Raw genomic sequence first — 26853 nt, 5'->3', positions numbered from 1 at the left:
GTCCTTCAATTGGCGTATCCAATTAAAAGGAAGTAGTTCATGTCTGGAAAAGAAATGATGTTTACCCCCGTCAAACTTGGCGCTATTGAATTAAAAAATCGCCTGGTGATGGCGCCGCTCACCAGAATGCGCGCTATCGAAGGGGATGTACCAAGCCCTTTAGCAAAAACATACTATGCACAAAGAGCAAGTGCTGGTCTCATCATCAGTGAAGCAACGCAAATTTCTGCTATCGGCAAAGGCTATCCAGCAACCCCTGGAATTTATTCTGCCGAGCAAACAGCTGCTTGGAAAGAGATTGTGAGTGCGGTGCATGTCAAGGGTGGCAAGATGGTTGCTCAACTATGGCATGTAGGTCGTATTTCTCATTCCTCATTGCATCCTGAGCAGGGTATCCCTGAGGCTCCATCTGCTATTGCGCCCGCAGGCCAAACTTACAGCGCTGACTGGAAGTTGCACGATTACGAAACTCCTAAGGCAATGACGACTGCGGATATTGCTCGCCTATTAAAAGATTTTGAATTGGCTGCTGCCAATGCCAAAGCAGCAGGTTTTGATGGTGTGGAAATTCACTCCGCCAATGGTTATTTGTTGGATCAGTTTTTACAAGATAAAACGAATCAACGTACTGATGGGTATGGAGGCTCAATTGAAAATCGTCTTCGCCTACTAGGAGAAGTGATTGAATCTATTGCCAAAGTCTTTTCAAGCGATCGTATTGGTGTTCGTTTGTCACCATACGGTAGCTTTAATGATATTGCTGATAGCGATCCAATTGCCTTGTTCAATGCAGTGATTCAAAAGCTCAATGGCTATCAGTTGTCCTATGTTCATATGATTGAGCCGCGATCTACTACTGCTGGCGGTAATGATCATGTGAACTCTGAGGCGCCAATTACTTCAGAGATTTTCCGGGCCGGATATCAAGGCCAATTCATCAGTGCCGGCGGATATGATCAAGCCATGGGCGAAGCTGTTTTAGAGGCTGGCTTGGCAGACGCTGTAGCTTATGGTCGTTTGTATATTGCCAATCCAGATTTAGCTGAGCGTTTCCAGCAGGGCGCAGCCCTGAATGCTTATGACCGTGCAACGTTTTATGGTGGGGCAGAAGTCGGATATGCAGACTACCCAACGCTGTAATCTTAAAAAACCATTAAGGGCCTCTATCGAAAGATGGAGGCCTTACTTTTTGTCTTCAGGATCTTTCAGTAGATCGTAGTGGTTCGCAACGAGTAGTAGCGCAATTGAAGCGCAACCCATGGCAAAGAATTCCCATTGATGCAGCATGGCAGTGCCGATAACAGTCATCAAAATTGTCCAGCCAATTGCCATCTTGGCTTTTTTGCTTAAGGGTTTCATATATCAAAGTTGAAGTGAAAAGTTATCGAACGGAGAGTCTAGCCTTAGCGCTGAGCTCATTCAGTGTTCCACGCTTATCAAGTTGAGAAAGTCTGAGGGCCTCTTGTTCAAAGTCAATTTGAGCAGGATGAAATTCAGCATTACCAAGGTGAATGACATAAGTCCAAACTAGTTCACGACCTCGGTCTTTATATACATCTACAACACGTTTCATTTTTTACCACCTATGATGGATGCAGGACTCGACACTGTGTTTATGTTGTGTTTTAAGTCAATTAAATTTCGTGGGTCAATTCGGATTACGCCGCTACGAGGACTATCAATATCTGAAATCAAAAAGAATGCGATTGAAATCATGACTGGAATAATAAATAGTCCGACGTTGTGCATAGAGCAACTGCCGCTATTAACCACCAGGCGGTAATCTGGAAGATTCCTAGGCCTGCTGGGGCCCCAGTGTCTTGGACGGGGTAATTTGCGAGGTGTGGAATATTAAAAAGTTCCTGGATACAAAATATCTTTAGTCACATTTTGAATGTCGCGATGCCCTGTGAAGGCCATTGTGATATCCAGTTCCTTATGAATTATCTCAAGACACTTGGTTACACCAGCCTCACCCATGGCACCCAAGCCATAGAGGAGGGGGCGACCGATCATGGTGCCACGTGCACCGAGCGCCCAAGCTTTCAATACATCTTGACCAGATCGAATACCGCCATCCATCCAAACTTCAATGTCATTGCCAACTGCATTGACGATCCCTGGCAAAGCTTTAATGCTGGAGATAGCGCCGTCTAACTGACGTCCACCATGATTGGAGACAATCAATGCATCTGCGCCGGAGTTCGCCGCTAGGCGAGCATCCTCTTCATCCAAAATACCTTTAATGATGAGCTTGCCACCCCAGAGTTTTTTTAATCCACTCCACATCATCCCAACTAAGGCCAGGGTCAAACTGCTCAGCCGTCCAAGAGGAGAGGGAGGACATATTGCCAACACTAGTAGCGTGACCAACAATATTGCGAAAGGTTTTGCGCGGAGTCATAGCCATGCCCATGCACCAGCGTGGCTTCGTCATCATGTTCATGATGTTGGTAAGTGTCAGCTTTGGAGGGGCGGACAAACCATTTTTTAAATCTTTGTGACGTTGCCCTAGGATTTGTAAATCCAGAGTGAGAACAAGGGCGGAGCATTTGGCTGCTTTGGCACGTTCGATTAGGCGCTCAATGAAGCCACGGTCTTTCATAACATAGAGCTGAAACCAAAAAGGTTTAGTGGTTCGTTCTGCGACATCTTCAATAGAGCAAATGCTCATGGTAGATAAGCAGAAAGGAACGCCAAATTTTTCTGCAGCACGGGCAGCCAGGATTTCACCATTGGCATATTGCATGCCAGTTAATCCGGTTGGAGCCAGGGCAACTGGCATTGCCACCTCTTGACCTACCATCGTGGTTTTGGTGGTACGGTTAGTCATATTCACCGCAACGCGTTGACGCAGTTTGATCTTCTGAAAATCGGATTCGTTAGATCGGTAAGTGGACTCAGCAGTCCATGAACCAGAATCTGCATAGTCATAGAACGTCTTAGGGGTGCGCTTTTGATGTAAAACTCGTAAATCTTCAATATTGGTGATGATTTCCACTAAAACCCCTTTTATGTTGCCAATGCTGGATGGATGCCGCTAATTTAAGCTCTATCTTAGCAATACCAGGCATTTGTTTCTACAATGCTCGGGTAAAGTCCTTCTTAAGGCTTAATAAACCTCCACTTACTCAGCTAAACCCTCCTGAATGCCTCAATTACCCCTATCAACAGCCTTTTATTTAACACTAGCCATCATTTCTGGGCGGCTAATGCGATAGCTGGGCGAGTTTTGGTGGGGAGTATCTCCCCGATTGCCTTGAGTGCGGTTCGCTGGGGTTTAGCAGCCTTGTTCTTGCTTCCCTTTGGCTGGAAAATTTTTAAGCCAGGTAGCGCTCTTTGGCAAAACAAAAGCCGCTTTTTAGTCTTGGGTCTATTAGGGGTTGGTAGCTATAACGTGCTCCTGTACCTTGCCTTACAGACCTCGACGGCTATTAATGTCACCCTGATTGGTGCCAGTATGCCCATCTGGATGCTCTTGATTGGCGCCGTCTTGTATCAAGTTAAGCCAACAATATTGCAAATGCTAGGGGCGCTTGTTTCTCTAGTGGGCGTCACTGTAGTGTTAACCCGTGGTGAGCCTGCTAGCCTGTTCAGCATGGAAGTAGTGATGGGTGATTTATTCATCATGTTGGCGACGATTCTTTGGGCGTTCTATAGCTGGATGATTAGTCGTCCAGGAGAGAGTACTGAGCGTCAGTGGCCGTGGGCTGAGTTTTTGATGGCTCAGGTCTTCATTGGATTTATGTGGACGATGTTATTTGAGAGTGTTGAGATTGCTACAGGGTATGCCTATATTGATCTCAACTACTGGACTTGGGCATTAATCATCTTTGTGGCAATCGGCCCATCATTAATTGCCTACCGCTGTTGGGGTTTGGGGGTCAGCGGTGCCGGGCCCACGGTGGCAGCATTCTTTGCCAATCTCATTCCCTTATTCACAGCACTACTCTCAGCTGCTATTTTGGGGGATCCGCCTCAGCTTTTCCATGGCCTAGCTTTTGTCCTGATTGTGGTCGGAATATTGGTTTCTTCCACGGCGCGGAAAAGTGCTTAACCCCCTTTATTTGCCGAAAAAGCCCATTTTCTAAGCTTCAGTACCTAAAGAGTGCTAAATCAGTATCATTTAGTCCTAATCATACGATTTACTAGGAAATTACTATGCCAGGCTTACTCCCGAATGTTGATCCAGACGGTCTATTAGAGTTTTCGGTTGTTTATACCGATTGTTCACTAAACCACATGTCTGAAGAGTTCAAAAAAGTCATGGTGGATATCTCTAGCGTCTTGAAAGATGCTTACAACGCCAGCTCTGCAGTGATTGTTCCAGGCAGTGGCACCTTTGGCATGGAAGCGGTTGCCCGCCAATTTGCCAATAATCAAAAGTGCCTCGTATTGCGCAATGGTTGGTTTAGCTACCGCTGGACTCAGATTTTTGACCTCGCCAACATTACCCAAGATATTACTGTCATCAAAGGTAAACAATTGGAAGATACCGCCCAGGGTGTGTTTGCTCCGGCGCCAATTGAAGAGGTAGTTGCTTTCATTAAGAAAGAAAAGCCAGCAGTGGTTTTTGCTCCCCATGTAGAAACATCTGCCGGAATTATTTTGCCGGATGACTATCTCAAGGCTGTCGGTGAAGCAGTTCGTTCAGTGAATGGTTTGTTTGTGCTCGATTGCATCGCCTCTGGTGCAATGTGGGTAGATATGAAGGCTTGTAATGTTGACGTATTAATTACGGCTCCACAAAAAGGTTGGAGTAGCTCGCCTTGCTGTGCATTGATTGCTATGGGCGACAGAGCGCGCGAGCGTATTGAAGCTACACAAAGCAGCAGCTTCTCAATGGACTTGAAGAAATGGCTCCAAATCATGGAGGCCTACGAAAAGGGTGGTCACGTGTATCACACCACCATGCCAACAGACGCACTCAAAATTTTGCGCAATGTGATGAAAGAAACCCGGTCGTTAGGTTTCGCAGCACTTAAAGCCAAGCAGCAAGAGTTGGGTGAGAAGGTTCGTGCCTTATTGGTATCGAACGGCTACCACTCAGTTTCAGCAAAAGGCTTTCAGTCTCCTGGCGTAGTAGTGAGCTATACCAAAGATCCAGATATTCAGTCTGGTAAGAAGTTTATTGCCCTTGGTTTGCAAACTGCTGCTGGCGTGCCGCTGCAGTGTGATGAGCGTCCAGACTTCCGTACTTTCCGAATTGGTTTATTTGGCCTAGAGAAACTTGCTCATGTTGATCGCACTGTTGGTCATCTTTCTGCGGCTCTAGAAAAAATTACTGAGACTGAAGCGCAGCCAGCTTAAGTAACAGAAAGATTCAACTCGAAAGGCCGTCTTAGGACGGCTTTTTCATTGCCTCAAGCGCAAGCGGGTTGGGAGTTGCTTCGCCTACCTTTGTCAGTACATTGGTGTCTAGATGATGAAAGGGTTCAGTCTGATCTTTAATCATCATCACGGTATCTTGCTCGTAAGACCAAGTGCCGTCTTCCAAGATGGTCACCATAATCCGGTACTCAACTGTTTTGAAGGTGTAGTCTAAAAAAGGACTTGAGGAGATGCCAGCAGTCGGATCATCAATTTTGGCTACGCACTCAAATTGAGTTGCATTAGCGGAGGCTTTTCCTGTTGCCATAGTGACCATGCCCCGTGGGATGGTGAGGGGGTGTGAACGATCAGCCCAGTTGCAGGCTCCCAAAGCCAATACCCAACTTGATCATGATAGGTTTTTACTTGGCCTGGCTTGGTAATGTGAAGGTGATAGCGCAAACCATAAAACAGTTGCGGTCCATTGGTTTGGGGGTCGATTGGCTGCATCTCAATACGTTCGGTATAGACCTGCTTCTTGGGCCCCTCAGCTTTTGGTTTGATGTCCAAGCCCCATTGGCCTTCCCAGATGCCAGCAAGGCGAGTAAGGGGGCCTAGGTTCTCCAGGGTATTAATTGAGTATCCCTGAGGCTCTGTATAAATATCGGATGGAAAAGAGTTCATGCGCAAGCCCTGGATAAATGAGGAATGAATGGGGAATAATTGGGTATTATCAAATTATCCACAAACCTTTTGGAGTTTTAAATGATTGCCCGCTTCGTAAAACTATTTTTTGCCATACTCATTTCTGTCTCGATTGGTTTGTCACCCCTTAGCGCAATGGCGGCGGACCCGGTAACAACACCTGCTCCAGCAGCAGCGCCTGTTCCAGTGGAGGCACCCGCTGCTCAACCAGAGAAAGCTGCTAAGAAGACTGCTAAGAAGTCCAAGAAAGATAAAAAAGCAGAGAAGAAGTCAAAGAAAAAATCAAAGAAAAAGGCAAAAGCAACTCAACAGCCAGCAACTCCTCAGTCTGCAGCCCCTCAGCAATAAGTTCTTAGTTTTAACTTAGCAGCTAATTTAGGGGCTCAGATCCCTCAAGGTCTAAGGGCTTTGAAGGGCTTGACTCTTTTGTTTTGCTAGCGCCATCGTTACGCACTAGCAGCCACATCGCCCCCATCACCAAGCTCATCCCAATAAGCTGAATCCAAGTAATCGGCTCGGAGAGTACAAGCCAGCCCATAAACAGTGTTGAAACAGGGCCGAGTATTCCGGCTTGAGCAACTAAGGGTGAGCTAATGCGATTGATCGAAATCATGATTAAGAGCATCGGAATAACAGTACAAAGGCTTGCATTGAGAAGGCTGAGCCAATAAATCTGCTGTACTTGGGTAAAGACAGCGGAAAGATCGTAAATCAGAATTTGAATCACACTAAGAAGTGCAGAGGCAGAGCTGGCATAGACTACTAAGCGGACGCTACCCACACGCTTTACCATTTCTCCGGAACCAATCATATAGATTGCATAGGAGCATGCGCTAGCAAAGACCAGCAACATGCCCAGCACAGCCATGGCCCCAGTTGAGCTGGCATCCTGGATAAATACCGCAATGACACCAAGATATCCAACAGCGAGTGCGTACCACTGCAAACGACTAATGGATTTATTTAATGCAAAATAAGAAATCAAGAGCACGATGGTTGGAGCAAGGTACAGCACAATTCGCTCTAATCCAACAGAGATGTATTGAAGCCCCAAAAAGTCGAGATAGCTGGAAAAAAAGTAGCCCATAAATCCCAGAGCAAATATCTTGGCTTGATCTCGCCAGGTGAGTGAACTCATGACCTGTTTACGTGAGTGCCACCAGAAAATACCCCAGAAGAGAGGGAGGGCCATCAACATCCGCAAGGCAATCAAAGTTTCTGCATTTGCACCGTAGGCAAAAGCAAGTTTAATGAGAATCGCTTTTCCGGAAAATAGCACAGAGCCTAAGCCGGCCATTAAGAGGCCGTAAACGTAACGACGGTGTTGAAGAATTTCGCTAGCGGATTGCATCCAGCTTTATAACAGCTTATTGAGCAGAGTCCGCATCTCGAAAATAACCTCTGTTGGAGTAAGTCCAATAGGACCAATTTGCTGGGCTACCAAACTATCTGCCGCAGATGCATGGAGCTGAACCCCAATACAGCTCGCTTCCCATAAATTGAGGTGATGGCGAAGACCTTGAGCAGCAATTGCAGCAATGCTGCCCGTTAGCACATCCCCCATCCCGCCAACAGCCATACCAGGATTGCCTTGCTGGCATTGCATAGCCTCATAAAAGGGTGAGGCTATGAGTGTATGTTGGCCTTTAAGTACAACAATAGAGCCGGTGAATTTGACGAGATCCGATAAGGCAGTCAAACGATTTGCTTGCACAACATCGCCTGTCGTATTAAGAAGATGCGCAGCCTCGCCTGGGTGCGGGGTGAGAACGCTCATGCCTGGGTAGGCTTGATTGCGTTGCTTGAGAAGGTCTAAGTACTCTGGGGTGTCGGCAATTAAATTGAGTGCATCAGCATCAATCACTACTGGTACTTTCGGGTAGCGCAGTGCGGCAATCAGCCAATCTCTTGCTAGCGCTGAAAATCCAAGTCCAGGACCAATCGCAATGACATCGGGTGCAGTGGCCTCTAGTTGCTCTTGTGCCTCAAAACTAGCTAAGCGTACCATCAGCTCGGCCTGCTCTGGCATGGCATGAGCAGCTGTTGGATCTAGCATCTCCAAGATGGTCCAGCCAGCCCCCAAGTGAAGCGCCGCGCTACCAGACAACATTAATGCACCAGCCATGCCAGGCGCACCGCCAACAAGCAGGACTTTGCCAGCATTCTCTTTATGTTCTGAGGGCGCCCGCTTTAGTCGAGTAATAAGCTCGAGAGATCTCAGTTCGGCAGGGGAGTTCATTTAAGTAGTATCGCTCTAATAGGCAGCTTAACAATCGATTTTATCGGGAGTATGCTTAAGTAATGAAAATTCAATTTCTCGGTGCGGCTGGTGAGGTTACAGGCTCAAGACATTCTGTAGAGGCTACTGTTGGTGGACGAGAAGTCCGGTTCATTGTGGACTTTGGTATGTTCCAAGGTGGGCGCGAGGCCAGCTTTAAGAATCTAGAGCCTTTGCCATTTTCTCCCAAAGAAATTGATTTTATTGTGCTGACTCATGCGCATATTGACCATAGTGGCCTATTGCCAAGACTGTGCGCCCAAGGATTTACTGGCCCCATCTACTGTACGGATGCCACATATGAGTTACTGAAGATTTTGTTACCGGATAGCGCTCACCTTCAGCGCTCTGATGTTGAGCGGGCAGAGCGTAGACAAAAGGCGGGCAAGTGGCGAGGGGACTTGCCAGTAGCACTGTACTCAATGGAAGAAGCTGAGCTTGCGCTCGGGCAATGTGAAGTGTTGGCATACGGAGAGCAGTTAGAGCTTTGCAAGGGAATTCATTTAGAGTTTCTGAATGCGGGACATATTCTGGGATCAGCGATTGCTTTAATCGATATTACCGAGGATCATGCCCAGAAAAAGCGCTGTGTGTTTTCTGGGGACATTGGGATGAAGGGCAAATTATTGATGCCCGATCCTGCCAGAATCTCTCAAGTGGACGTAGTGGTAGTGGAGTCGACTTATGGCGACCGCCTGCATAAAACCTTAGCTGATACAGAGGCTGAATTAATTGATGTAGTGACCAGCACTTTGGGTGCCCATGGAAATATTATTATTCCTGCCTTTGCAGTTGGCCGCACACAGGAGATGCTGTTTCTATTGATTGATCTAGTGAGGCGTAATTTATTGCCCCATCTCAGTATTTGGGTCGATTCACCGATGGCAACTGCAGCCACTCATTTGACTCAACGTTTTTTTGCTCAATTGGATAAAGAGTCTCAATCTACTTTTGAATGGTTCAAGAATAATCCCAGCGCGGTCGATCTGAGATTCATTGCAGATGTAGAGGAGTCTAAGGCGCTCAATAAGATCAAGGGTGGCGCGATCATTATTTCAGCAAGTGGTATGTGTGATGCAGGTCGTATCGTTCATCACCTACAGAATAATTTGCCGCGGGCACAAAATGCGATCGTGATCACTGGCTTTCAGGCCTATGGCAGCTTGGGTCGTCGCTTAGTAGATAAGACAGCTAAAGTACGACTCTTTGGCGAAGAGGTTCAAGTTCGCGCATCTATTCATACGATTGGTGGCTTATCTGCTCATGCTGATCAAGCTGGCTTATTAGATTGGCTGCGTGGCTTTGAGTCTGCGCCTAAATCCGTGTTTGTGGTGCACGGTGAACCAGAGGCGTCAGCCGTCTTGGCTCAGGCAATTCGTGACGAACTGGAGTGGAAAAACGTGATTATTCCGGAGCGGCTACATACCTATTCTTGTTGAGGCTTATTCAGCTACTTTGGCGCCCTGAACTTGGTGTCGCAGCATTGCTTCTGCGATAAACCCGGAAGTTTTTAACTCTTGAATCTCGCCACTAAGGTAGGCATTGGTTTTTTCAAAATTAACGCGTGCCTTAGGAATGCCGATGGCCTGATTGATCACCATAAAGTGTCCGGGCAACATGCGTAAGCCATCGTAGCGCAGCGCATCACTTTCTAGTTGTTGCTTAACTCCAGCAGCAACATTTCCAATGCCGTGCATAAAGTCATCCACAACAGCTTGAGAATTAGCAGAACGTAAAAGACTAGCGCGTTTGATTTCTCGAATGAGGTAAAGATCGTATGCGCTACCTTTGCCAACAACAATTTCATTGCCTGCTGCATCTACATCTTCATTCTGGGTGAGTGGTGAAGAGTCCTTCACCATATAGACACCCTCAATCTGAATATAGGCAGGGGTGTAGCTGATATCAGCCCCACGAACCGGGTCGATCGCTACAAATACCAAGTCTCCACCTCATCTGATTTAACTGCCTCAACAGTAGCTCCCGCCATTGGATAGCAGGTAAAAGTAATCGGCAGTTGTAGCTTATTTGCAATGTAATTTGCAATATCAACAGTAATCCCTTTGGGAGTCCCTGTCTTGCCATCTAAGCTAGCCAAAAGAGGGTTGCCTAAATTAATACCCACCCTTAGGGTGCCAGTTGGAACAAAAGAGCTCAGTAGGGAAGGGTTGAGTGTATTCATATGGAAACTGGGTAAAAAGTGAACAAAAGGCTATAGCAAACCACGCCTGATTTCTTCTCATATTAAGGTTTCTAGAGCTGATAGTAAATTGGAATTAGCCCTGAAAATCAAGCAATGCAATATTCTAGGTACTATTACTATTTCTGATGTCGTATCTAGAGTTCCAAACATGAGCCCAACACTCCCTATCAATAACTCTCAAACCATCACTGATTTTCTGAATCTTCAGAAAAGCCAGTTAGAGGAAAAGAGTTCCGAAGACTCCTATCGATTTGCTTTTGATGACCAGGCTTTTTTATCTCGTCGTGAAACCTTAGGTTTACGCTTTCAGCTAGAGTTATTAAAGCCAGAAATCTTATTGCATGAGCGAGGCATTGAGCACACGATTACTGTATTTGGCTCCACTCGATTTATCAGCTGTGAGAAAGCGCGAGAGCTGGAGAAGAATGCTAAAACTCCAGAGGCTATAGCCGAAGCTAAAAGAGCATTGCCGCATTGCAAGTACTACGATTCGGCAAGGGAGTTTGGAGCAATTGTTGCTGGCTATAACGCTACTCAATCTGAGAATCGCAATAAGCTACATATCGCCACCGGTGGCGGACCTGGAATTATGGAAGCTGCCAATCGCGGTGCTTTTGAGGAAGGGGATGAGACCATTGGTTTTAATATCAACTTACCGCGAGAGCAGCATCCCAATCCCTACATCACACCCGGTTTAAGTTTCCGGTTTCATTATTTTGCTATTCGTAAGATGCACTTCATGCTCAGGGCGAGGGCGATTGTGGCTTATCCAGGGGGCTTTGGCTCTTTCGATGAGCTCTTTGAGGTACTCACCCTAATGCAGACTAAGAAGGTGGAGCGATTTCCGATCATCTTAGTAGGTAAGACATTCTGGCATGAGGTGATTAACTTTAAGCAGATGCTTGAGCATGGGGTGATTGAGCAGGCGGATGTGGATTTAATCCACTTTGTTGAGACTGCTCAAGAGGCTTGGGACATCATTCGAGACTGGTATCAGTTGGCCTAGCAGGTTCACGAGAACTGTAAAATACGATCACAGATACCATGACTATTCCCAATACTGCATCCCTGAGCTCCGAACTAGACCTACTGGCCTATTTGTTTGGTATTGCTATGCTTTTAGTGGTGATGTTGGTACATGGACTTGCATTGCTCCAGATTGCGAAACGCTATGAGGTGAAATCATTTCTATATCTTTCAGAGTATAAGTACTCTTCGGTAGCTATCGTGTTTTATATCAGCATACTCTGTTTATTTCTCACGCACATCTTTGAAATCATTCTTTGGGGAATTGCTCTCAGAGCTTTTGATCTCGTACCGAATCTGGGTGAGAGTATTTTATTTAGTGGTAGCACTTATACCGCCATGGGTTTTATGGATGACCTCTTGCCAAGAGGTTGGAGGATGCTGGCGATCATCATTGCGTTTTCTGGGATGTTTGTCTTCGCCTGGACTGCTTCCGTCATGATTTCCATGACCAAGAACTTCCGTCAGGCCTATACCCGTTTACATATGCAAAAACTGAACTTGCCAGCCGATGTCATTGAGCGCTTTAAGTAAGTCATGAACAAATCTTGGGATGCCATCATCATCGGTGGTGGTGCAGCTGGACTATTCTGTGCTGGAGTTGCAGGCCAGTTGGGTAAAAAAGTCTTGGTGCTAGATCATGCAGATGTTTTATGTGAAAAAATTCGTATCAGCGGCGGAGGGCGATGCAACTTTACTAATCTCCACAGCAGTCCAGCTAATTTTCCCTCCTTAAATCCCCGCTTTGTAAAAAGCGCTTTATCTCGCTATCCCGCAAGAGAATTTATTAAGCTCGTACAGTCATACCGAATTGCCTATCACGAGAAACATCAAGGGCAATTGTTTTGTGATGACTCTGCTAAACAAATCATTGAGATGCTGTTGAGTGAGTGTGCCAAAGGAGGCGTGGATATTCGTCATCCAGTCACGGTACAGTCGATTTCTCATGAGGCAGGAACATGGAGTGTTAAAACCAATGCCGGCACTGAGCGCGCGCGTTCTGTGGTCATGGCAACAGGGGGCCTACCAGTTCCTGCAATAGGGGCTACGGCATATTCTTTAGATATCGCTAAGCATTTTGGGTTAAATGTTGTTCATCCACGCCCCGCATTAGTGCCACTCTCTTTTACCTCTGGAGAATTTGATCATTTAATGACCTTATCCGGCCTCAGTTTGCCGGTTCGTATTGCCGTAGGATCAAAGGGTAATCGTTATGGTGCATGCCGCTTTAACGAAGACTTGCTCTTGACTCACAAAGGCCTTTCGGGCCCAGCAGTCCTGCAAGCTAGTAGCTACTGGACTGAGGGTGAAGTTATTCATATTGATTGGTTGGGTGCAGTCGAGGTCAATGGGAGCTTCAGTTGCGATGAATTATTTAATGACGAAGATAATCGACTTAAGTTGACTGAAAATATCTTAGCCTCAGTCATGCCACTACGTTTAGCAAAGGCATTTGCAGAACAAAAATACCTCTTGGGTAAAAAATGGGCTGAGGTCTCTAAAAAAGATAGGCAAGTCCTCAAAGAACTGATTACCAATTGGTCGGTAAAGCCAGCTGGAACCCTGGGGTGGAAAAAAGCAGAAATGATGTTGGGTGGCGTAGATACTAAAGAGTTAGATGGTCAGACTTTAATGGCTCGTAAGCACCCAGGCTTGTATTTCATTGGGGAGTGCGTTGATGTGACTGGACATCTTGGTGGTCATAATTTTTAATGGGCTTGGGCTAGTGGTTTTGCCTGCGCACATTCCATCTAGATCAAGCTACCAAGCAGTGCATTAGTTTGCTTGGTTTCTCATCCAGTCAGCGGTATTGAAAAAAGATTCCTCAAGCTGTGCGCCAATCTGACCATCAATGCCGCAATCTTCCATAGCCCGATACATACAAGCTAGCCATTGATTGCGCTCTTTTAGGCCGATCTTAAAGGGTAGGTGCCTGGCGCGTAGCATGGGGTGGCCATACTTCGGGGAGTAAACATCTGGACCACCCAACCATCCCGATAAAAATAGTTTGAGCTTGTCTCTGGAGCTCGATAGATCTTCGGAGTACATGGCCCGTAAATCGGCGAAAGGCTCCTCTAGCGCCATCAAATCGTAGAAGCGGTCAACTAGCTCCTCAACCTTTGCCGCGCCACCAATAATCTCGTAAGGGTTTTTTCTTTCACTCATGCCTCAATTTTAATGCCAATAATGGGGGAGAATTGGCAAGTTCCAATTTTGGGTATAGAGTGGAAGTATGGGTTTTTGATGGCTCACTGCTCTAATTTAACTACAGGAGAAATGTAATGGATAAGAAAGATATTCAAGCATGGCAACAAGAAAAGGCAAAGGAGTTATTTGATTACTCCCATAAATTATTGGATGCCGCAAAAGATCTCAGCGCGCACCATCTTGAGGAAATTCAGTGGGGTATGAAAAATGCGATGGAGAGTGCTAAGTCAGCCGCTAAAAATGACCTTGTTAAGCTAAAAGAGCTCCAAGAATCTGCCGCAAAAGAAGCTGCTAAGCGTGCTACTGTTTATCAGAAGAAAGTGAAATCAGTTCTGAAAGATATTGGAGATGATGCAGCTGATGGAACTGAGAAACATCTTGAAAAAGTTCGGAGCTCTTTAGTAAGTTGGCTTGAAGATGTTGAAGGTAGAATTCTAGGTCACGCTGATAAGTTATCTAAGGTTGTTCATGACATGTCGACTGCAGGACAAAAGATGTTTAAAGAAGGTCGAAAAATTGTGAATCAAGTCGCAGATGCTGCTGAGAAAAACATTGAGGATCTCAGAACTTCTTCTCCTAGCAAGAAGAAAACGAAGTAAGTATTTCTCAGTTAGTTGCTAACAAAAAAGCCGTCATTCATTGACGGCTTTTTTACGCCCAGCCCTGAAGCCAGGCCTCAGTTGCTTTCAGGTCTCGCCAAGGAATGATCTCAACGCTCTTGTCAAAGATGGCTTCCAGCTCAACGAATTCAATCGGCATTTCCGCTAGCTCCGGAATAATGACTTTACTGACGAGAAAGTGTTTGCGCTTATCAATGGGTTTAACTGCCGTCCATTTAGTGAGGAGCAGCTTCTTTGGATTAAGGGGGTTTTGATTCTTAGAGGGCATTGCACTGAAATTCATTGGAATTGCTAATTAATTTACCCGAGCTGGGTATAAGGCTATTACTAGAGCTTTGGGTTTGAGCAGGACACTTCACATCAAAATAGCTCACGGGCCCCAAGCTGCCACAGTAATCCAGCTGACGATCCTGAAACTGTATTTGAGCCTTGTTAAGAACCATTGGGTATTTGGATCCGGCACTATCGATGCATGACCAGGTTGTATAGGTTTCTCTCTCACAGGCTAAAAGACCTATAGACAGGATTACAAGGGCAGTTGTTTTATACATAAGGCATTCTAAGTTGGTGGCACTATAGCAGCGCCACCAATATGAACTACAGAACCCAGAAGTGGTGCGTACCATCCTTGCCCAGCTGTTCAACCAAACCATACTCCCAATCTAGATAAGCCTGCATTGCTGCTGGATCGACGCTAGTACCTTCGTATGGACGCTTATAGCGGTCAAGTGGGGGTGACGCTAGGTGGGCGGCACCTTTTTCAATGCTCAAGCCTGCATCTATCCAAGCTTTATTGCCACCGGCAAGTACAAAAACTACTGATCCTGTTAGTGCCTGTATTTCATTTGCAGCAAAGATGGCAAGTTCACCCGTTGTGCTCGTGAGAACGAGGCGATTTGCTGATGGTAGATTCTTCATTGCGTTTGAAAACTGTGAGCGAAGTGCAAACCAACTTCCAGGAATATGACCCTTCACATAATTTGCATGGGTGCTCAAATCTATGCAGATAGTTGCACTGTCGTTCTCGAGCCATGAGGAGACTGTCTTGGCATCTACCGTTTGAATCTGAGGTGTGCTTGGTAGGGCAGGGGTCCAAGCGCCTTTTTCAGTGAGGTCTGCAGCTTTAATGTCATCAATGACGTAGACATCCCAAGCTATTTGGGCAAGCCATGAGGCAGGCATATTGGCTCGAACACCACCTGGGTCCGATAGTACGATGCGTGCGCCGCGAACCGGTGCCACCATCTCTGTTTCTTGCACCAGTTGTCCGCCTGGAGTGGAGCGGAAACCAGGCAGATGGCCCGCTTCATATTCTTCGGGGGTCCTTGGATCAAAGAAATAGGTGGTTCGTTCCGCCTGAGATTTCCATTGCGCAATATCCGCAAGTTTTACTCGCTTTACCCCAGCCTGATCTGCAACGCTACGTGCGCGTTTTGCGGCTTCAGTAGCAGTGCCTTCGCTAACCTCTTTGAATTTGCGACTTTGTCCCTTGTCTAGCTCTTGTCCAGCTAAGGTCCAGCCAATCGTGCCATTACGCAAAGCATTGACCTCGTTGGGGATGCCTGCATTAATCAGGGATTGAGTGCCGATGATGCTGCGTGTTCTTCCGGCGCAGTTCACGATGATCTTGGTCTTTGGGTTGGGAGCAATTTCAGGAATACGCAATACCAATTCGGCCAGGTACGCTAATGCCCGTCGGGATGCTCATGGTGTTGTATTCATCAAAGCGACGTACGTCTACCACCACAACATCTTCTTGATCATCAATCAACTTCTTGACTTCTTGCGCAGATAAAGAGGGGGTATGTCTTTTAGATTCCACGAATTCACCAAAAGATTTGCTTGGAACATTCACATCCTTAAATACCTCTCCGCCAGCTGCTTTCCAGGCCGGGCCCCCGCCTTTAAAAACGGAAACATCTACGTAACCGAGTTCAGAGAGTCTTTGTGCTGCCAACTCTGCAGCACCCTCGCCATCATCGAGTGTGACGATGGGGACATCTTTTCTGGGAAGTTTGCTAAACGCATCGACTTCAAGACGTGACAGCGGAAAGTTGGCCGCAAACAAGGGATGCTCTTGAGCGTGGGGATCTTCTTCGCGAATATCGAGCAGTGCAACTTCTTCTTTTTTAAGCAGCTTATTTCGAACAAATGCGTAGTCTTGATATTTGATGGACATGGGTTTCTCTCTCTATTTGTTGTTTATATCGGCGAGATTTCCTGCGGGGAGCAGGAAATCGTATTGCCACTGCACTCCGGTGCTGAATTCTTAGATGCTGTGGCCGCCCCTGAGGGAAGGTGCCATAAGAAGGGTTTTTACCCCAAAAAGGGGGTATTGATGATTTTCACGTGTGTCTCCGTTAGTTTTTTATTAGTTTTTTCTATTTTGTAGGATTTATAACATCTAAGAGTTATCCCTGATATCACTGATGAAATCCTGTGGTTTTTATAGGGATATACTAATTCCGAGCTGATTACTCACAAATTGAACGGATATATAGGAGACAAGATGTCACAACACGATACATTGTTGGCTGCTTTCGAAACTTATAAAGCAGAAAACGAAAAGTTTATTGAAAAGGGCATCAAGGCATCCGCTGCGCGTACTCGTAAAGCTTTGCAAGAAATTGCTGGGGCATGCAAAGAGCGCCGTAAAGAAATTACGGCCACTAAAGAAGCGATGGAAGCGAAGAAGTAATTCTTCTTTCTCCGAATTAAATTCAGCCTAGCCCCCACAAAAGGAGCTGGGCTTTATTTTTATACGCTGACAGAAAATAATGTCAGCTTCATGGCCTTATTTCTAACTTGCAGCAAGCTTTGATATTCAGGGCTGCTAGCCCAAGCCTCCGATGCTGCTAGACTTGGAAACTCTAGCTCCACAAATGCACTAAACGAATCGCACCCCAATTCATTCCAGAGGAATGAATGAAATGATCCTTGGCTTGCAATTTTTCCTTGATATAGAGCTACCGTATCTCCTACTTGAGAGCGATATTCCTCAAATGCCTCTGGGTCATTTACCTGAATGAGGTCAATCACCTTAATGAGGTCAATCACCTTAATGAGGTCAATCACCTTAATGCCCATACCATCCCTTGAAAAATATATTTTGTAAGTTTATAATTTGGCTTCAGTAAAGCTTTGGAACTGCATCATCTTACGAAGCAGGCGCAAAAAGAGAGTCAGATTTCTGGGTTGAAGCAATAAGGAGTATCTATGAACCTCAAGTTCATTAAAGCAATACCTCTAGAGACTGATTTTGCTTGCTGGTCATTTTTCCAATGACGCAGGCGCTAGCGAAGCCATGCTGTTTAAAGATCTCTATCACAGCGCTCACGGCATCTGCGCTACAAGAAACCAGTAGGCCACCACTAGTTTGAGGGTCAGTGAGAAGCGCTTGTTGTGCGGGGCTAAATTGTTTTGGTAAATGGACTTGTGAGCCGTAGCTTTGCCAGTTGCGATCAGATGCGCCCGTAATGACTCCCTGATCAGCTAGATCCTGAACATGAGAAAGCAGTGGTACTTGTTGCCAGTCAATTTGCACAGTCAGTTTTGAAGCGCGAGCCAATTCCAAGGTATGGCCCGCCAGACCAAAACCGGTCACATCAGTTAAGGCATGTACGCCAGCCAGTTTGGCTAGGTCTGGACCAGCAGAATTTAACTTAGTTGTGTTGGCGATCATCTCTTGATAGCCCGCATCATCGAGCAGATCTTTCTTGAGTGCGGCAGATAGAACGCCCACACCTAATGGTTTGCCTAAAATGAGTACATCATCAGTCTGAGCGGTAGCATTGCTCTTCACGAATTTGGGGTCAACAATACCGATAGCAACTAAGCCATAAATGGGCTCAACCGAATCAATCGTGTGACCGCCGGCAATCGGAATACCAGCAGATCTACAAGCTTCAGCACCGCCTTCTAAGATTCGGGCAATGGTTGCATTTGAAAGCACTTTAATTGGCATGCCAACAAGTGCTAAGGCAAATATTGGAGTGCCACCCATTGCATAAATATCGCTGATGGCATTCGTGGCAGCAATCTTGCCAAAATCAAATGGGTCATCCACGATTGGCATAAAGAAATCTGTTGTAGCAACAATCGCTTGAGACTCATTGATTTGATATACGGCGGCATCATCTGAGGTCTCAATACCAATCAAGAGCTCTTTAGGAAAGGGTAGTTGTGGAACGCTTTTCAGAATCTCTGAGAGAACTCCGGGGGCGATCTTGCAGCCACAGCCACCGCCATGGGAGAGAGAAGTTAAGCGAGGTTCCTGAGGGTTTTGGATATTCATATCAATTAACTATATGTATTCATACTTGCAATATTAGCGGAGATTTACCGATTAAAACTTCGCTTTGGTGGGCCGCTGCGTTTGGCCGCAGGTTTGCCTCCGCCATTGCCGCTACCAGCATTACCTGATCTTGGCTTACGAGATTGTTGGTGTTGCTGGCTTCGTAATTGGATCGGTTGCGCCACGGCGTTGGGATCCGGTTCAAATCCAGCAATCACTTCTTGTGGTAGTTTTTGTTTGATGAGTTTTTCAATATCGCGGAGCATTTGATGCTCATCAACGCAGACTAAAGACACTGCAACCCCATTTGAACCTGCTCTACCGGTTCTACCGATGCGGTGAACGTAATCTTCAGAGACGTTGGGCAAGTCATAGTTCACAACATGGGGCAATTGATCGATATCGATGCCGCGCGCGGCAATATCGGTAGCCACTAAGATGGTGATTTTCCCATCCTTAAATTCTGCTAAGGCTTTAGTGCGAGCGCTTTGACTCTTGTTGCCATGAATCGCCATGGCAGTGATGCCATCTTTTTCCAACTGGGTCACTAATTTATTGGCACCATGTTTGGTACGAGTAAATACCAGCACTTGCTGCCACTGATTGGTTTTAATCAAATGCGCCAACAAGGGGTGCTTTTGATTTCTATCTACTGGGTGGATGAGTTGAGCAATTGCCTCATTAGTGCTATTACTACGTGCCACTTCAATTAAGGTTGGTGAATTGAGCAAGCCATCCGCCAAAGCTTTGATCTCGGTAGAGAAAGTGGCTGAAAACAATAAATTCTGACGTTGCTTTGGTAGTGCAGCCAAAATCTTTTTAATGTCACGTAAAAAACCCATATCCAGCATGCGATCGGCTTCGTCCAGGACGAGGATTTCAATATTGGTAAGTGAGACACAGTTTTGCGACATTAAATCCAGTAGGCGACCTGGTGTTGCCACCAAAATATCCAAGCCAGCTGCAATAGCCTTGATTTGAGGATTTGCGCCGACACCGCCAAAGATGACGGTGGATTTTAGGCCAGTGTATTTACCGTAAGTCACAACAGACTCTTGAACTTGAGCAGCTAACTCTCGGGTGGGGGTCAGAATCAATACGCGTAATTGACGTTTGCCTCCAGCTTTGGCGGTACTGCTTAAGCGTTGCAAAATTGGCAGGGTAAAGCCCGCAGTTTTGCCAGTACCGGTTTGAGCCGCTGCAAGTAAATCCCCGCCCTTTAATACGGCAGGAATAGATTTTTCTTGAATGGGGGTAGGGCTGGTATAGCCTTCCTCGCTAATAGCGCGAAGGATGGATTCTGATAAACCAAGATCTGTAAATAACATAGGGGCCAAATAAATATTGACCCGTATTCAATTAAACGACTATCCCGGTCAATGGGGTGAGCTGCCACACTTACAGTGTTTGCAGAAAGAACATCTATTTTAAGCTATCAAACCCTATTGCTTGCTGTATTCCAAAGATTGGGCGTTACAGAATTCGCATATCCTGAGATAAACAATTTTTCCGCACCTGTAGTTGGGTCAAATACTGCTCGCTCAATGCGTCCAATATTTCCGCCATAGATATGAATGCTGATTGAGGTTTGATCGCTTAAGGCATTCTCGACCACGTGAATATCATGTGTGTTGGGAGATACGGTGGCAACTTGACCTGGTTGACAAAGAAATGACTCATCAGCTTCAAAGCTAGCATCAGCCTGTTGGTGATAGTCAGCACTGCGTTCTTGCCCTCGAAGCTGTCCAACCATGCCCCAGACGGTATGGTTATGCAATGGTGTTTTTTGACCGGGACCCCAAACAAAGCTGACTACTGAAAAGCGATCTAGTGGATCCGCATAGAGAAGGTACTGTTGGTAGTACTGGGGATGGGCTTTGCAAAATTCCTCCGGTAGCCAGTCATCTACGGCAACTAAATTCTCCAAGAGCGCTTTTCCTTTGGAGAAAATGATCTCTTCACTGGGCTTGGTCTCTAGTAGTATCGCCAGCTCTTTAACGAAATTCAGTAACTTGCCTTCTTGCATATACAGCTCCTAAATTGAGATATTACTGATCGGCTGCAAATAGCCAATCAGGGAAGCCCTTCGGTTTGAGGGTAGTGGTATCAACACAGACAATATGTAGAACTGCGCTGGCAATCAACTCAGGTTCCATGCCTTCCACAATGTGTTTTGCGGTTTGCTTGACAGCAATTTGAGTGCGGCCGCGATGTTCAATCACTTGGTCAATGCTGAAGAGGTCATCTAAGCGCCCCGGCCGATGAAAATTCATTGTAATTTCTCGAACTGGGAGAACAATCCCGAACTCATTGACTAGTTTTGTTGGGCTTAAGCCTCTTTGCTGGAGCCACTCCGAGCGACTTCTCTCAAAAATCTCTAAATAGCGAGCGTGATACACAAATCCGGCTGCATCAGTATCTGAGTAGCAAACACGAAAGAGGAAGGGTGGGTTGGTTGGATGGGTGGATTGGGTGATGATCAATAAGATACCTTTAGATATTGAGAATCATATCGCGATGTGCGATGCCTGCCTCGTCGTAAATATCACCTTGTGCAATAAACCCAAACTGCTCATAAAAGGGAATGGCCAATAACTGAGCGTGGAGCTCAATTTTCATCATCTTTTGAGATGCCGCCTCTTGAAGTAGGGCTCGAAGGAGTCGAGCTCCAACTCCACCCCTGCGGTATGCTGCCAGTACTGCCATGCGCCCAATTCTTCCAATGTTACCAGGCATTGTGACTAGGCGGGCAGTGCCAATGGGTTGCGAGTCAAGGTAGGCAAGGGCATGCAGTGCAAGCGGATCAAATTCATCTTGCTCCATATCCTCTGGAACCCCTTGCTCCTCTATAAAAACGTGCTTCCTTAACAAATAAGCCTCGTTCTTAGCCTCTTGCCAGAGTTTAATCAAGATCACGTGCTGTCTCTTTGCTATATCTGTAGGTGAATAGCTCATTAAACATCTAATGTAGCAAATTGCACCTATTTAAGCTTCAAATATTAGCTCTAAGGCTTATAAGTAAGTTACTTCATGGTTAAAATAGATTGGTGGTGCCAGACGGTTGGCACCTCTCACAAACCTTTATCTAGGAGTTATTTTGAAGAAATCTTTATTGGCTACATTAGTTGCCTCACTCGGTTTAGTAGTTGCAAGTTCAACATTTGCTCAAGCTCCTGCAAAAATGTTGCCTTTGGCAACTGAAGCGGTTGTATTGACTGCTACTGTTGATTCAGTGGACGTAAAGAAACGTATCGTTGTTCTCAAGGATGCAAGCGGTAACTTAGTTCAAATGAACGTATCTAAACAAGTAAATGATTTAGATAAAGTGAAAAAGGGTGATATGTTTGTTGTTGAGCATGCTCAAGCGATTGCAGTTAGTTTGGTTGCTGCCCTTAAAGGCTCCAAGCCACGCGTTTCTGGTGTTCGCTCAGTGGTAGTAGCAGGCAAGGGTTCTGCTAAGCCATTTGAAGAAACGACTGATACTGTTTATGCCACAGTGAAGATCGGCACAATCGATGCAAAATCTCGTGTTGTCACTTTCACATTGCCATCAGGTGAGAAGCAAAAAGTGAAGGTTGATCAAAGCGTGTTAGGTCTTGAGAAATTTAAGGCTGGTGATGACGTTATGGTTGAGTTCGTTGATGACACAGCTATTGGCTTCGTGACACCAAAGAAATAAGTATTTAAAACTCATTCAGCATGAATAATGCTGGAGCAGTAAAGAAAAGGCCCGCTATGCGGGCCTTTTGCATACCGACCAAAAGATTAAGCGTCTTTAGCAATCATGACATCAGATGCCTTAATGACTGCCCAAGCTTGATCGCCAACTTTAAGTTTGAGTTCATCTACTGCCTCATTAGTAATGGAGGCGGTAACGATATGACCCGAACCAATATCGATCTTCACGTGAGAAGTAGTTTGACCCATTTTGAGTTCAACTACTTTGCCGCTGAGAGTATTGCGTGCGCTGAGTTTGACTTTAAGTTCCATGAATTCTCCAGGGGAGTTATTTTTTTGCATTTGGGAAGAAGAGTTGCTCGCCGTCAATTTGATAGCTAGCAATCACGTCTTGACCATTCTTGGAAGTAATCCAGTCAATAAATGCTTGGCCTTCAGCTTTTTTCACATGTGGGAATTTTGCTGGGTTAACCAACATCACACCATATTGGTTAAATAGCTTTGGATCGCCTTGAACCAGGATTGTCAAATCACCACGGTTCTTGAAAGAAAGCCAAGTAGCGCGATCAGCCAAGATGTAACCGTTCATTGCGAAAGCTGTGTTGAGGGCTGGACCCATGCCTGAACCAGTTTCTTTGTACCAGCTCAGGGTAGGAGCAACTGCTACGCCAGAATCTTTCCAGTAACGCAACTCTGCTGCATGTGTACCGCTCTTGTCACCACGTGATACGAATGGTGCTTGAGCTGATGCGATTTTTTGAAACGCAACCTTGATGTCTTTCCCACCTGCAATTTTTGCTGGGTCAGCCTTTGGCCCAATCAATACGAAGTCGTTGTACATCACTTCATTTCGCTTGGTTGCATAACCATCTGCAACAAACTTTTCTTCAGCAGGTTTGTCATGCACAAACACCACATCAGCATCGCCACGGCGACCAATGTCTAACGCCTGACCTGTACCAACAGCAACTACTTTGACATCAATACCAGTCTTCATTTTGAAGATAGGCAACATGAATCTAAAAAGCCCAGATTGTTCTGTTGAGGTTGTTGATAAGACAACAATGCTTTTCTCTTGCGCGTAAGCACAATTGCTGAAAAGTGCTATCGCAGTAATGGCGGTTGCCAATAATCTATAAATGAGTATTTCATCTGAGTTCACTTTCATTGAGTGTGTTTGGTTAAGATTTGTCATATTACAAAACATCAATATGCAAAAAATTACATATGAGAATTCAGATTCGGCCGACCCTAGTTTTTGGTAGCAAAAACGCAAAAGACCCGGCTATCGTTGATTTGGTGTGGTTAACGGCTTTGCTTAAAGATATTGAGCGTGGCAAAACACTCATGTCTGCCTGCAAGAAAATGGGCCTCTCGTATAGAAATGTCTGGCAAAAGTTAAACGATGTTGAACAAGCGCTCGGTTTTAAGCTCATAGACAGAGTGAGGGGGCATGGCTCCCAGCTATCAGAATATGCTCGCTATTTGATTCAATTTACCGAAGACTTCGACCAAAAGACGATGCGTTTGGGTCAATCTAGCCTCTTGCACCTAGAGGAAGGCTTTTCTCAATTTCGGGTTAAAGATAAAAAACAGCTGCGTTTTGCTGGCAGTAGCGATCCCATTATTCAAAAGGCCGTTTTCGAAATTGGTGGATTTGAGCTCATTACAGCGGGATCCGGTGAGGCTTTGGAACGCTTACTCAATTACGAGGTGGACATAGCAGGCTTCCATGTTTCTGATCCGCAAAGTTCTCAAATTATTTCTAAACGATTGCAAAAAGAGGGGATGCAAATATTCCCTGTGATGAAACGTGTTCAGGGATTATTGGTGGCTAAAGGAAATCCACTCAACATTATTTCAACCAAAGATTTGCTGAGACCAAAGATTCGCTTTATTAATCGACAGAAAGGCTCCGGTACGCGCCTGCTCCTGGATACTATTTTGGCGAAAGAAGGAATGGTTGCCCGCAGCATTAAAGGGTACGAGAACGAAGAATTTACCCACTCTGCAATTGCTACGGCGATATTGGCAAAAAAGGCGGATGTAGGTATGGGGGTTAAAAGTGTTGCCTTGGAGAATGGTTTGGATTTCATTCAACTTAAGGATGAAATCTTTTTTCTGGCTATGAGCGAGGAATTAAGCGTTAACGCTGATCTTGCAAAACTCATTCGGAAAATCCGAGTCCTCTCGGGCGCTAGTCCGGGTTATAAATCGATTGGACTAAAGAAGCAAATAGCTGGCTGGCTATAAGCATGTCGTTTTTGTTTTAAATCAATACGGCAATATCCCAAATGGGTGAACATGAGTCTCTAGACCTTTCTCTAGAGAATGATAGTCATTCTCATATAGGGATATAATCAACTCAAAGCATCCCATACACCTAGCCATGAATCTTGAAAAAATCCTCCCAGGCGTCACTGCTCGCGTTAGAAGGATCGCTACCTCAGCCGATCAATGTGAGGATATTCGTGGTCAGTTGGAAGATATTGGTTTTCTGCCCGGTGAACGGGTGGAGGTCTTACGTAAGGGATTTTTGGGTCATGGTCCAATACTCATTCGAGTTGGATCATCGACATTTGCCTTACGTGAATCTGAGGCACGACTAGTTGAGGTAGAAATTCTTTAAACATGTCTGAAGCGCAGATTCATTTTTTTCAAGTGAACCCCTAGTCGCATTACTGGGTAATCCCAATTGTGGAAAAACGGCACTCTTTAATTTGCTGACCGGTAGTCGTCAAAAGGTCGCCAATTATTCCGGTGTAACTGTCGAGAGAAAAGAAGGGCGTTTAACTCTCGAATCTGAAAAAGTCATTCGCATTCTGGATCTTCCTGGAGTTTATAGTTTGTATCCGCGATCTTTAGACGAGAGAGTCGCTTGTAATGTGCTGCATGGCAATGCCATAGGTGAAAAGCGTCCGGATCTCGTGCTTTGTGTTCTCAATGCCATGAACCTCAGACGCAATTTACGATTGGTCTTATCTGCAAAGCGTTTAGGTTTGCCCTGTATTGTGGTGCTCAATATGGTGGATGTTGCCCAGCGCCAAGGCTTAAATGTCGACGCAGCAGCCTTGTCTCAGGAGTTAGGTCTTCCTGTTATTGCAACAGTGGGTATTCATGCCAATGGTGCTGATGAGCTCAAACACTATTTGAGTGCGCTGGATTGGAAGAACTTATTAGCATTAAGTGCGAGCAATATAGATGAGGGTATTGAAACTGCTATCGATCACTCGGCCCATACCGAGTCTGACAACATACAGGTTCAACGTGTCTTACAAAATCTAGGCTTAGATCAAATCATTCCTGATCGTCTGAGCGATCGCCTGGACTCTGTTTTGTTGCATCCTATATTTGGCCAACTCATTCTGGCTACAGTGCTCTTCTTCATTTTCCAGGCGGTATTTAGTTGGGCCACCTTGCCTATGGAAGTGATTAAAGCCGGAGTGGAGTGGTTAGGTGCTTTATTAACTCAAATGTTTCCAAATAATTGGCTACGTAGCTTATTGGTGGACGGTATTCTGGTTGGTGCTGCCGCAGATTTTGATTCTGTATTTCTTTATTCTGATTCTGGAAGAATCAGGCTACCTCCCGCGAGCTGCTTATCTATTAGATCGACTGATGGGGCGGGTTGGTCTATCAGGTAGATCGTTTACCCCTCTGTTATCTAGCTTTGCCTGTGCCATCCCTGGAATCATGGCGACGCGCAGCATCTCCAATGCACGCGATCGTTTAGTGACGATCTTGATTGCGCCGATGATGACTTGCTCAGCACGTTTGCCTGTATATGCTTTATTAATTTCCGCCTTTATTCCTAAGCGTAAATTGTGGGCAGGATTGGATTTGCAAGGCCTGGATTTATTCTTACTCTATGTTGCAGGTATTACTGGTGCTATGGCTGTAGCTTGGATTCTCAAACGCTTTACCAGTGAAAAGTTTCAACTCAATGCCTTGATGATGGAGTTGCCGAGCTATCACTTGCCACGCTTAGGTAATTTGGCGATTGGTCTTTGGCAGCGTGCTGAAATTTTCTTGCGTCGCGTTGGTGGAATTATTCTAATCATGACGGTCTGTCTGTGGGCGCTCTCGAGTTTTCCACTTCCTCCAGAAAATGCAACTGGCTCTCCTATCCAATACAGTATTGCTGGAATGATGGGGCAGGCCTTGGCGGTAGTGTTTGAGCCGATTGGATTTAATTGGCAAATTAGCATTGCCTTCGTGCCGGGGATGGCAGCCCGTGAAGTGGTGGTAAGCTCTTTGGCAACAGTGTATGCACTATCGAGTTCCTCGGTCGATGCAGCAGATGCCTTAGTGCCATTGATTTCTAAAGGCTGGAGTTTGGCAACAGCCTTATCTCTTTTGGCTTGGTTTGTCTTTGCTCCTCAATGCCTTTCAACCATTGCAGCAGTCAAAAGAGAGACCGGTGGCTGGAAGAAGATCCCTGCCATAATGCTGGGCTACCTGTTTAGCTTGGCCTACCTAGCAGCCTTTATCACTTATAGGGTTGCAAGCTATTTTGGCCTAGCCTAGCGCC

29 protein-coding genes and 4 pseudogenes are annotated in these 26853 nt (G+C 45.7%); 14 read left to right on the top strand and 19 right to left on the bottom strand.

The window, feature by feature from the left end; translation table 11 throughout:
• The first annotated feature begins 39 nt into the window (after positions 1-39).
• On the top strand, positions 40-1140 hold the full coding sequence (locus DXE44_RS05650) for an alkene reductase (RefSeq protein WP_114653368.1): 1101 nt from the start codon (positions 40-42) through the stop codon (positions 1138-1140).
• Between the two features lie 42 nt (positions 1141-1182).
• Here the strand turns inward: DXE44_RS05650 and DXE44_RS10095 are convergent, their stop codons facing one another.
• The 3 genes and pseudogenes from DXE44_RS10095 to DXE44_RS05635 form a co-directional block, all read right to left on the bottom strand.
• On the bottom strand, positions 1183-1359 hold the full coding sequence (locus tag DXE44_RS10095; protein ID WP_162785818.1) for a hypothetical protein: 177 nt from the start codon (positions 1357-1359) through the stop codon (positions 1183-1185).
• A 22-nt stretch (positions 1360-1381) separates the two neighbouring features.
• Entirely contained in the window at positions 1382-1573 is a 192-nt protein-coding gene (locus tag DXE44_RS05645; RefSeq protein WP_114653367.1) for a hypothetical protein, read from the bottom strand.
• 278 nt (positions 1574-1851) lie between these two features.
• Positions 1852-3001: pseudogene (locus tag DXE44_RS05635) on the bottom strand (alpha-hydroxy acid oxidase).
• Between the two features lie 144 nt (positions 3002-3145).
• Here DXE44_RS05635 and DXE44_RS05630 point away from each other — a divergent pair.
• Together DXE44_RS05630 and DXE44_RS05625 are read left to right on the top strand one after the other, a co-directional pair.
• Positions 3146-4057 carry a DMT family transporter gene (locus DXE44_RS05630; protein ID WP_114653364.1) on the top strand — a complete coding sequence of 304 codons (912 nt, stop codon included), beginning with the start codon at positions 3146-3148 and terminating at the stop codon, positions 4055-4057.
• Positions 4058-4161: 104 nt separating this feature from the next.
• Complete coding sequence (locus tag DXE44_RS05625; protein ID WP_114653362.1) at positions 4162-5310, top strand: aminotransferase class V-fold PLP-dependent enzyme; 1149 nt, start codon at positions 4162-4164, stop codon at positions 5308-5310.
• Between the two features lie 31 nt (positions 5311-5341).
• Here the strand turns inward: DXE44_RS05625 and DXE44_RS05620 are convergent.
• Positions 5342-5994: pseudogene (locus DXE44_RS05620) on the bottom strand (FABP family protein).
• An 81-nt stretch (positions 5995-6075) separates the two neighbouring features.
• Between DXE44_RS05620 and DXE44_RS05615 the strand changes: the two are divergent.
• A complete protein-coding gene (locus DXE44_RS05615) occupies positions 6076-6363 on the top strand; it encodes a protein tyrosine phosphatase (RefSeq protein ID WP_114653361.1) in 288 nt (95 codons plus the stop codon).
• A gap of 22 nt (positions 6364-6385) precedes the next feature.
• On the opposite strand, the gene DXE44_RS05610 is transcribed toward DXE44_RS05615, so the two are convergent.
• Both DXE44_RS05610 and DXE44_RS05605 read right to left on the bottom strand, forming a co-directional pair.
• Complete coding sequence (locus tag DXE44_RS05610; RefSeq protein ID WP_114653360.1) at positions 6386-7366, bottom strand: DMT family transporter; 981 nt, start codon at positions 7364-7366, stop codon at positions 6386-6388.
• Positions 7367-7372: 6 nt separating this feature from the next.
• Positions 7373-8254, bottom strand: coding sequence for an NAD(P)H-hydrate dehydratase (locus tag DXE44_RS05605; RefSeq protein WP_114653359.1), 882 nt, complete (start codon positions 8252-8254; stop codon positions 7373-7375).
• A gap of 62 nt (positions 8255-8316) precedes the next feature.
• Here DXE44_RS05605 and DXE44_RS05600 point away from each other — a divergent pair, with 62 nt between their 5' ends.
• Positions 8317-9732: an MBL fold metallo-hydrolase RNA specificity domain-containing protein gene (locus DXE44_RS05600; protein ID WP_114653357.1), complete on the top strand. Its 1416-nt coding sequence runs from the start codon at positions 8317-8319 to the stop codon at positions 9730-9732.
• Between the two features lie 3 nt (positions 9733-9735).
• On the opposite strand, the gene DXE44_RS05595 is transcribed toward DXE44_RS05600, so the two are convergent.
• Both DXE44_RS05595 and DXE44_RS11195 read right to left on the bottom strand, forming a co-directional pair.
• A complete protein-coding gene (locus DXE44_RS05595; RefSeq protein WP_331851837.1) occupies positions 9736-10236 on the bottom strand; it encodes a type 2 periplasmic-binding domain-containing protein in 501 nt (166 codons plus the stop codon).
• The gene (locus DXE44_RS11195) at positions 10224-10475 is read right to left on the bottom strand and encodes a type 2 periplasmic-binding domain-containing protein (protein WP_331851836.1); all 252 of its coding nucleotides are present in this window, start codon (positions 10473-10475) and stop codon (positions 10224-10226) included. The genes DXE44_RS05595 and DXE44_RS11195 overlap by 13 nt, the downstream gene beginning before the upstream one ends.
• Positions 10476-10644: 169 nt before the next feature.
• On the opposite strand from DXE44_RS11195, the gene DXE44_RS05590 reads away from it, so the two are divergent.
• Genes DXE44_RS05590 through DXE44_RS05580 form a run of 3 tightly spaced genes read left to right on the top strand, consistent with a single transcriptional unit; the run spans position 10645 to position 13235 of the window.
• Complete coding sequence (locus tag DXE44_RS05590) at positions 10645-11502, top strand: LOG family protein (protein ID WP_114654367.1); 858 nt, start codon at positions 10645-10647, stop codon at positions 11500-11502.
• A gap of 38 nt (positions 11503-11540) precedes the next feature.
• A complete protein-coding gene (locus DXE44_RS05585; protein WP_114653355.1) occupies positions 11541-12056 on the top strand; it encodes a hypothetical protein in 516 nt (171 codons plus the stop codon).
• 3 nt (positions 12057-12059) lie between these two features.
• Positions 12060-13235 (top strand): BaiN/RdsA family NAD(P)/FAD-dependent oxidoreductase, encoded by a 1176-nt coding sequence (locus DXE44_RS05580; RefSeq protein ID WP_114653353.1) that lies wholly within the window; start codon positions 12060-12062, stop codon positions 13233-13235.
• Positions 13236-13298: 63 nt separating this feature from the next.
• Here the strand turns inward: DXE44_RS05580 and DXE44_RS05575 are convergent, their stop codons facing one another.
• The gene (locus DXE44_RS05575) at positions 13299-13688 is read right to left on the bottom strand and encodes a group II truncated hemoglobin (RefSeq protein ID WP_114653351.1); all 390 of its coding nucleotides are present in this window, start codon (positions 13686-13688) and stop codon (positions 13299-13301) included.
• Between the two features lie 116 nt (positions 13689-13804).
• On the opposite strand from DXE44_RS05575, the gene DXE44_RS05570 reads away from it, so the two are divergent.
• Positions 13805-14329, top strand: a complete 525-nt coding sequence (locus DXE44_RS05570; protein ID WP_114653349.1) for a phasin family protein — start codon at positions 13805-13807, stop codon at positions 14327-14329.
• Positions 14330-14381: 52 nt separating this feature from the next.
• Here the strand turns inward: DXE44_RS05570 and DXE44_RS05565 are convergent, their stop codons facing one another.
• The gene (locus DXE44_RS05565; RefSeq protein ID WP_231970592.1) at positions 14382-14633 is read right to left on the bottom strand and encodes a TIGR02450 family Trp-rich protein; all 252 of its coding nucleotides are present in this window, start codon (positions 14631-14633) and stop codon (positions 14382-14384) included.
• Between the two features lie 314 nt (positions 14634-14947).
• A pseudogene (locus DXE44_RS05560) lies at positions 14948-16529 on the bottom strand (rhodanese homology domain-containing protein).
• Positions 16530-16859: 330 nt separating this feature from the next.
• On the opposite strand from DXE44_RS05560, the gene DXE44_RS05555 reads away from it, so the two are divergent.
• Positions 16860-17048: a hypothetical protein gene (locus DXE44_RS05555; protein ID WP_114653347.1), complete on the top strand. Its 189-nt coding sequence runs from the start codon at positions 16860-16862 to the stop codon at positions 17046-17048.
• Positions 17049-17107: 59 nt separating this feature from the next.
• Here DXE44_RS05555 and DXE44_RS05550 read toward each other — a convergent pair whose 3' ends face one another.
• The 6 genes from DXE44_RS05550 to DXE44_RS05525 form a co-directional block, all read right to left on the bottom strand.
• Positions 17108-17437: a DUF1330 domain-containing protein gene (locus DXE44_RS05550; protein WP_114653345.1), complete on the bottom strand. Its 330-nt coding sequence runs from the start codon at positions 17435-17437 to the stop codon at positions 17108-17110.
• A gap of 145 nt (positions 17438-17582) precedes the next feature.
• A complete protein-coding gene (gene selD, locus DXE44_RS05545) occupies positions 17583-18644 on the bottom strand; it encodes a selenide, water dikinase SelD (protein ID WP_114653342.1) in 1062 nt (353 codons plus the stop codon).
• A gap of 44 nt (positions 18645-18688) precedes the next feature.
• Entirely contained in the window at positions 18689-19972 is a 1284-nt protein-coding gene (locus DXE44_RS05540) for a DEAD/DEAH box helicase (protein WP_114653340.1), read from the bottom strand.
• Between the two features lie 107 nt (positions 19973-20079).
• The gene (locus tag DXE44_RS05535) at positions 20080-20670 is read right to left on the bottom strand and encodes a cysteine dioxygenase family protein (protein ID WP_114653338.1); all 591 of its coding nucleotides are present in this window, start codon (positions 20668-20670) and stop codon (positions 20080-20082) included.
• Positions 20671-20692: 22 nt separating this feature from the next.
• Positions 20693-21127 carry a YbgC/FadM family acyl-CoA thioesterase gene (locus DXE44_RS05530; protein ID WP_114653336.1) on the bottom strand — a complete coding sequence of 145 codons (435 nt, stop codon included), beginning with the start codon at positions 21125-21127 and terminating at the stop codon, positions 20693-20695.
• A gap of 10 nt (positions 21128-21137) precedes the next feature.
• Entirely contained in the window at positions 21138-21560 is a 423-nt protein-coding gene (locus DXE44_RS05525; protein WP_114654365.1) for a GNAT family N-acetyltransferase, read from the bottom strand.
• A 181-nt stretch (positions 21561-21741) separates the two neighbouring features.
• On the opposite strand from DXE44_RS05525, the gene DXE44_RS05520 reads away from it, so the two are divergent.
• Complete coding sequence (locus tag DXE44_RS05520) at positions 21742-22323, top strand: hypothetical protein (RefSeq protein WP_114654364.1); 582 nt, start codon at positions 21742-21744, stop codon at positions 22321-22323.
• Positions 22324-22409: 86 nt separating this feature from the next.
• Here DXE44_RS05520 and DXE44_RS05515 read toward each other — a convergent pair whose 3' ends face one another.
• Both DXE44_RS05515 and DXE44_RS05510 read right to left on the bottom strand, forming a co-directional pair.
• Entirely contained in the window at positions 22410-22634 is a 225-nt protein-coding gene (locus DXE44_RS05515) for a TOBE domain-containing protein (RefSeq protein ID WP_114654363.1), read from the bottom strand.
• Between the two features lie 16 nt (positions 22635-22650).
• Positions 22651-23490 carry an ABC transporter substrate-binding protein gene (locus tag DXE44_RS05510; protein WP_114654362.1) on the bottom strand — a complete coding sequence of 280 codons (840 nt, stop codon included), beginning with the start codon at positions 23488-23490 and terminating at the stop codon, positions 22651-22653.
• 59 nt (positions 23491-23549) lie between these two features.
• On the opposite strand from DXE44_RS05510, the gene DXE44_RS05505 reads away from it, so the two are divergent.
• The 3 genes and pseudogenes from DXE44_RS05505 (at position 23550) to feoB (ending at position 26849) form a co-directional block, all read left to right on the top strand.
• Positions 23550-24575: a substrate-binding domain-containing protein gene (locus tag DXE44_RS05505; protein WP_114653334.1), complete on the top strand. Its 1026-nt coding sequence runs from the start codon at positions 23550-23552 to the stop codon at positions 24573-24575.
• Between the two features lie 136 nt (positions 24576-24711).
• Positions 24712-24951, top strand: a complete 240-nt coding sequence (locus DXE44_RS05500) for a FeoA family protein (RefSeq protein ID WP_114653332.1) — start codon at positions 24712-24714, stop codon at positions 24949-24951.
• 52 nt (positions 24952-25003) lie between these two features.
• A pseudogene (gene feoB / locus DXE44_RS05495) lies at positions 25004-26849 on the top strand (ferrous iron transporter B).
• Positions 26850-26853: the final 4 nt, after the last annotated feature.

This window comes from Polynucleobacter necessarius, from assembly GCF_900095175.1.
GTDB lineage: Bacteria > Pseudomonadota > Gammaproteobacteria > Burkholderiales > Burkholderiaceae > Polynucleobacter > Polynucleobacter necessarius_I.
This window is presented reverse-complemented; position numbering and strand designations above follow the sequence as displayed.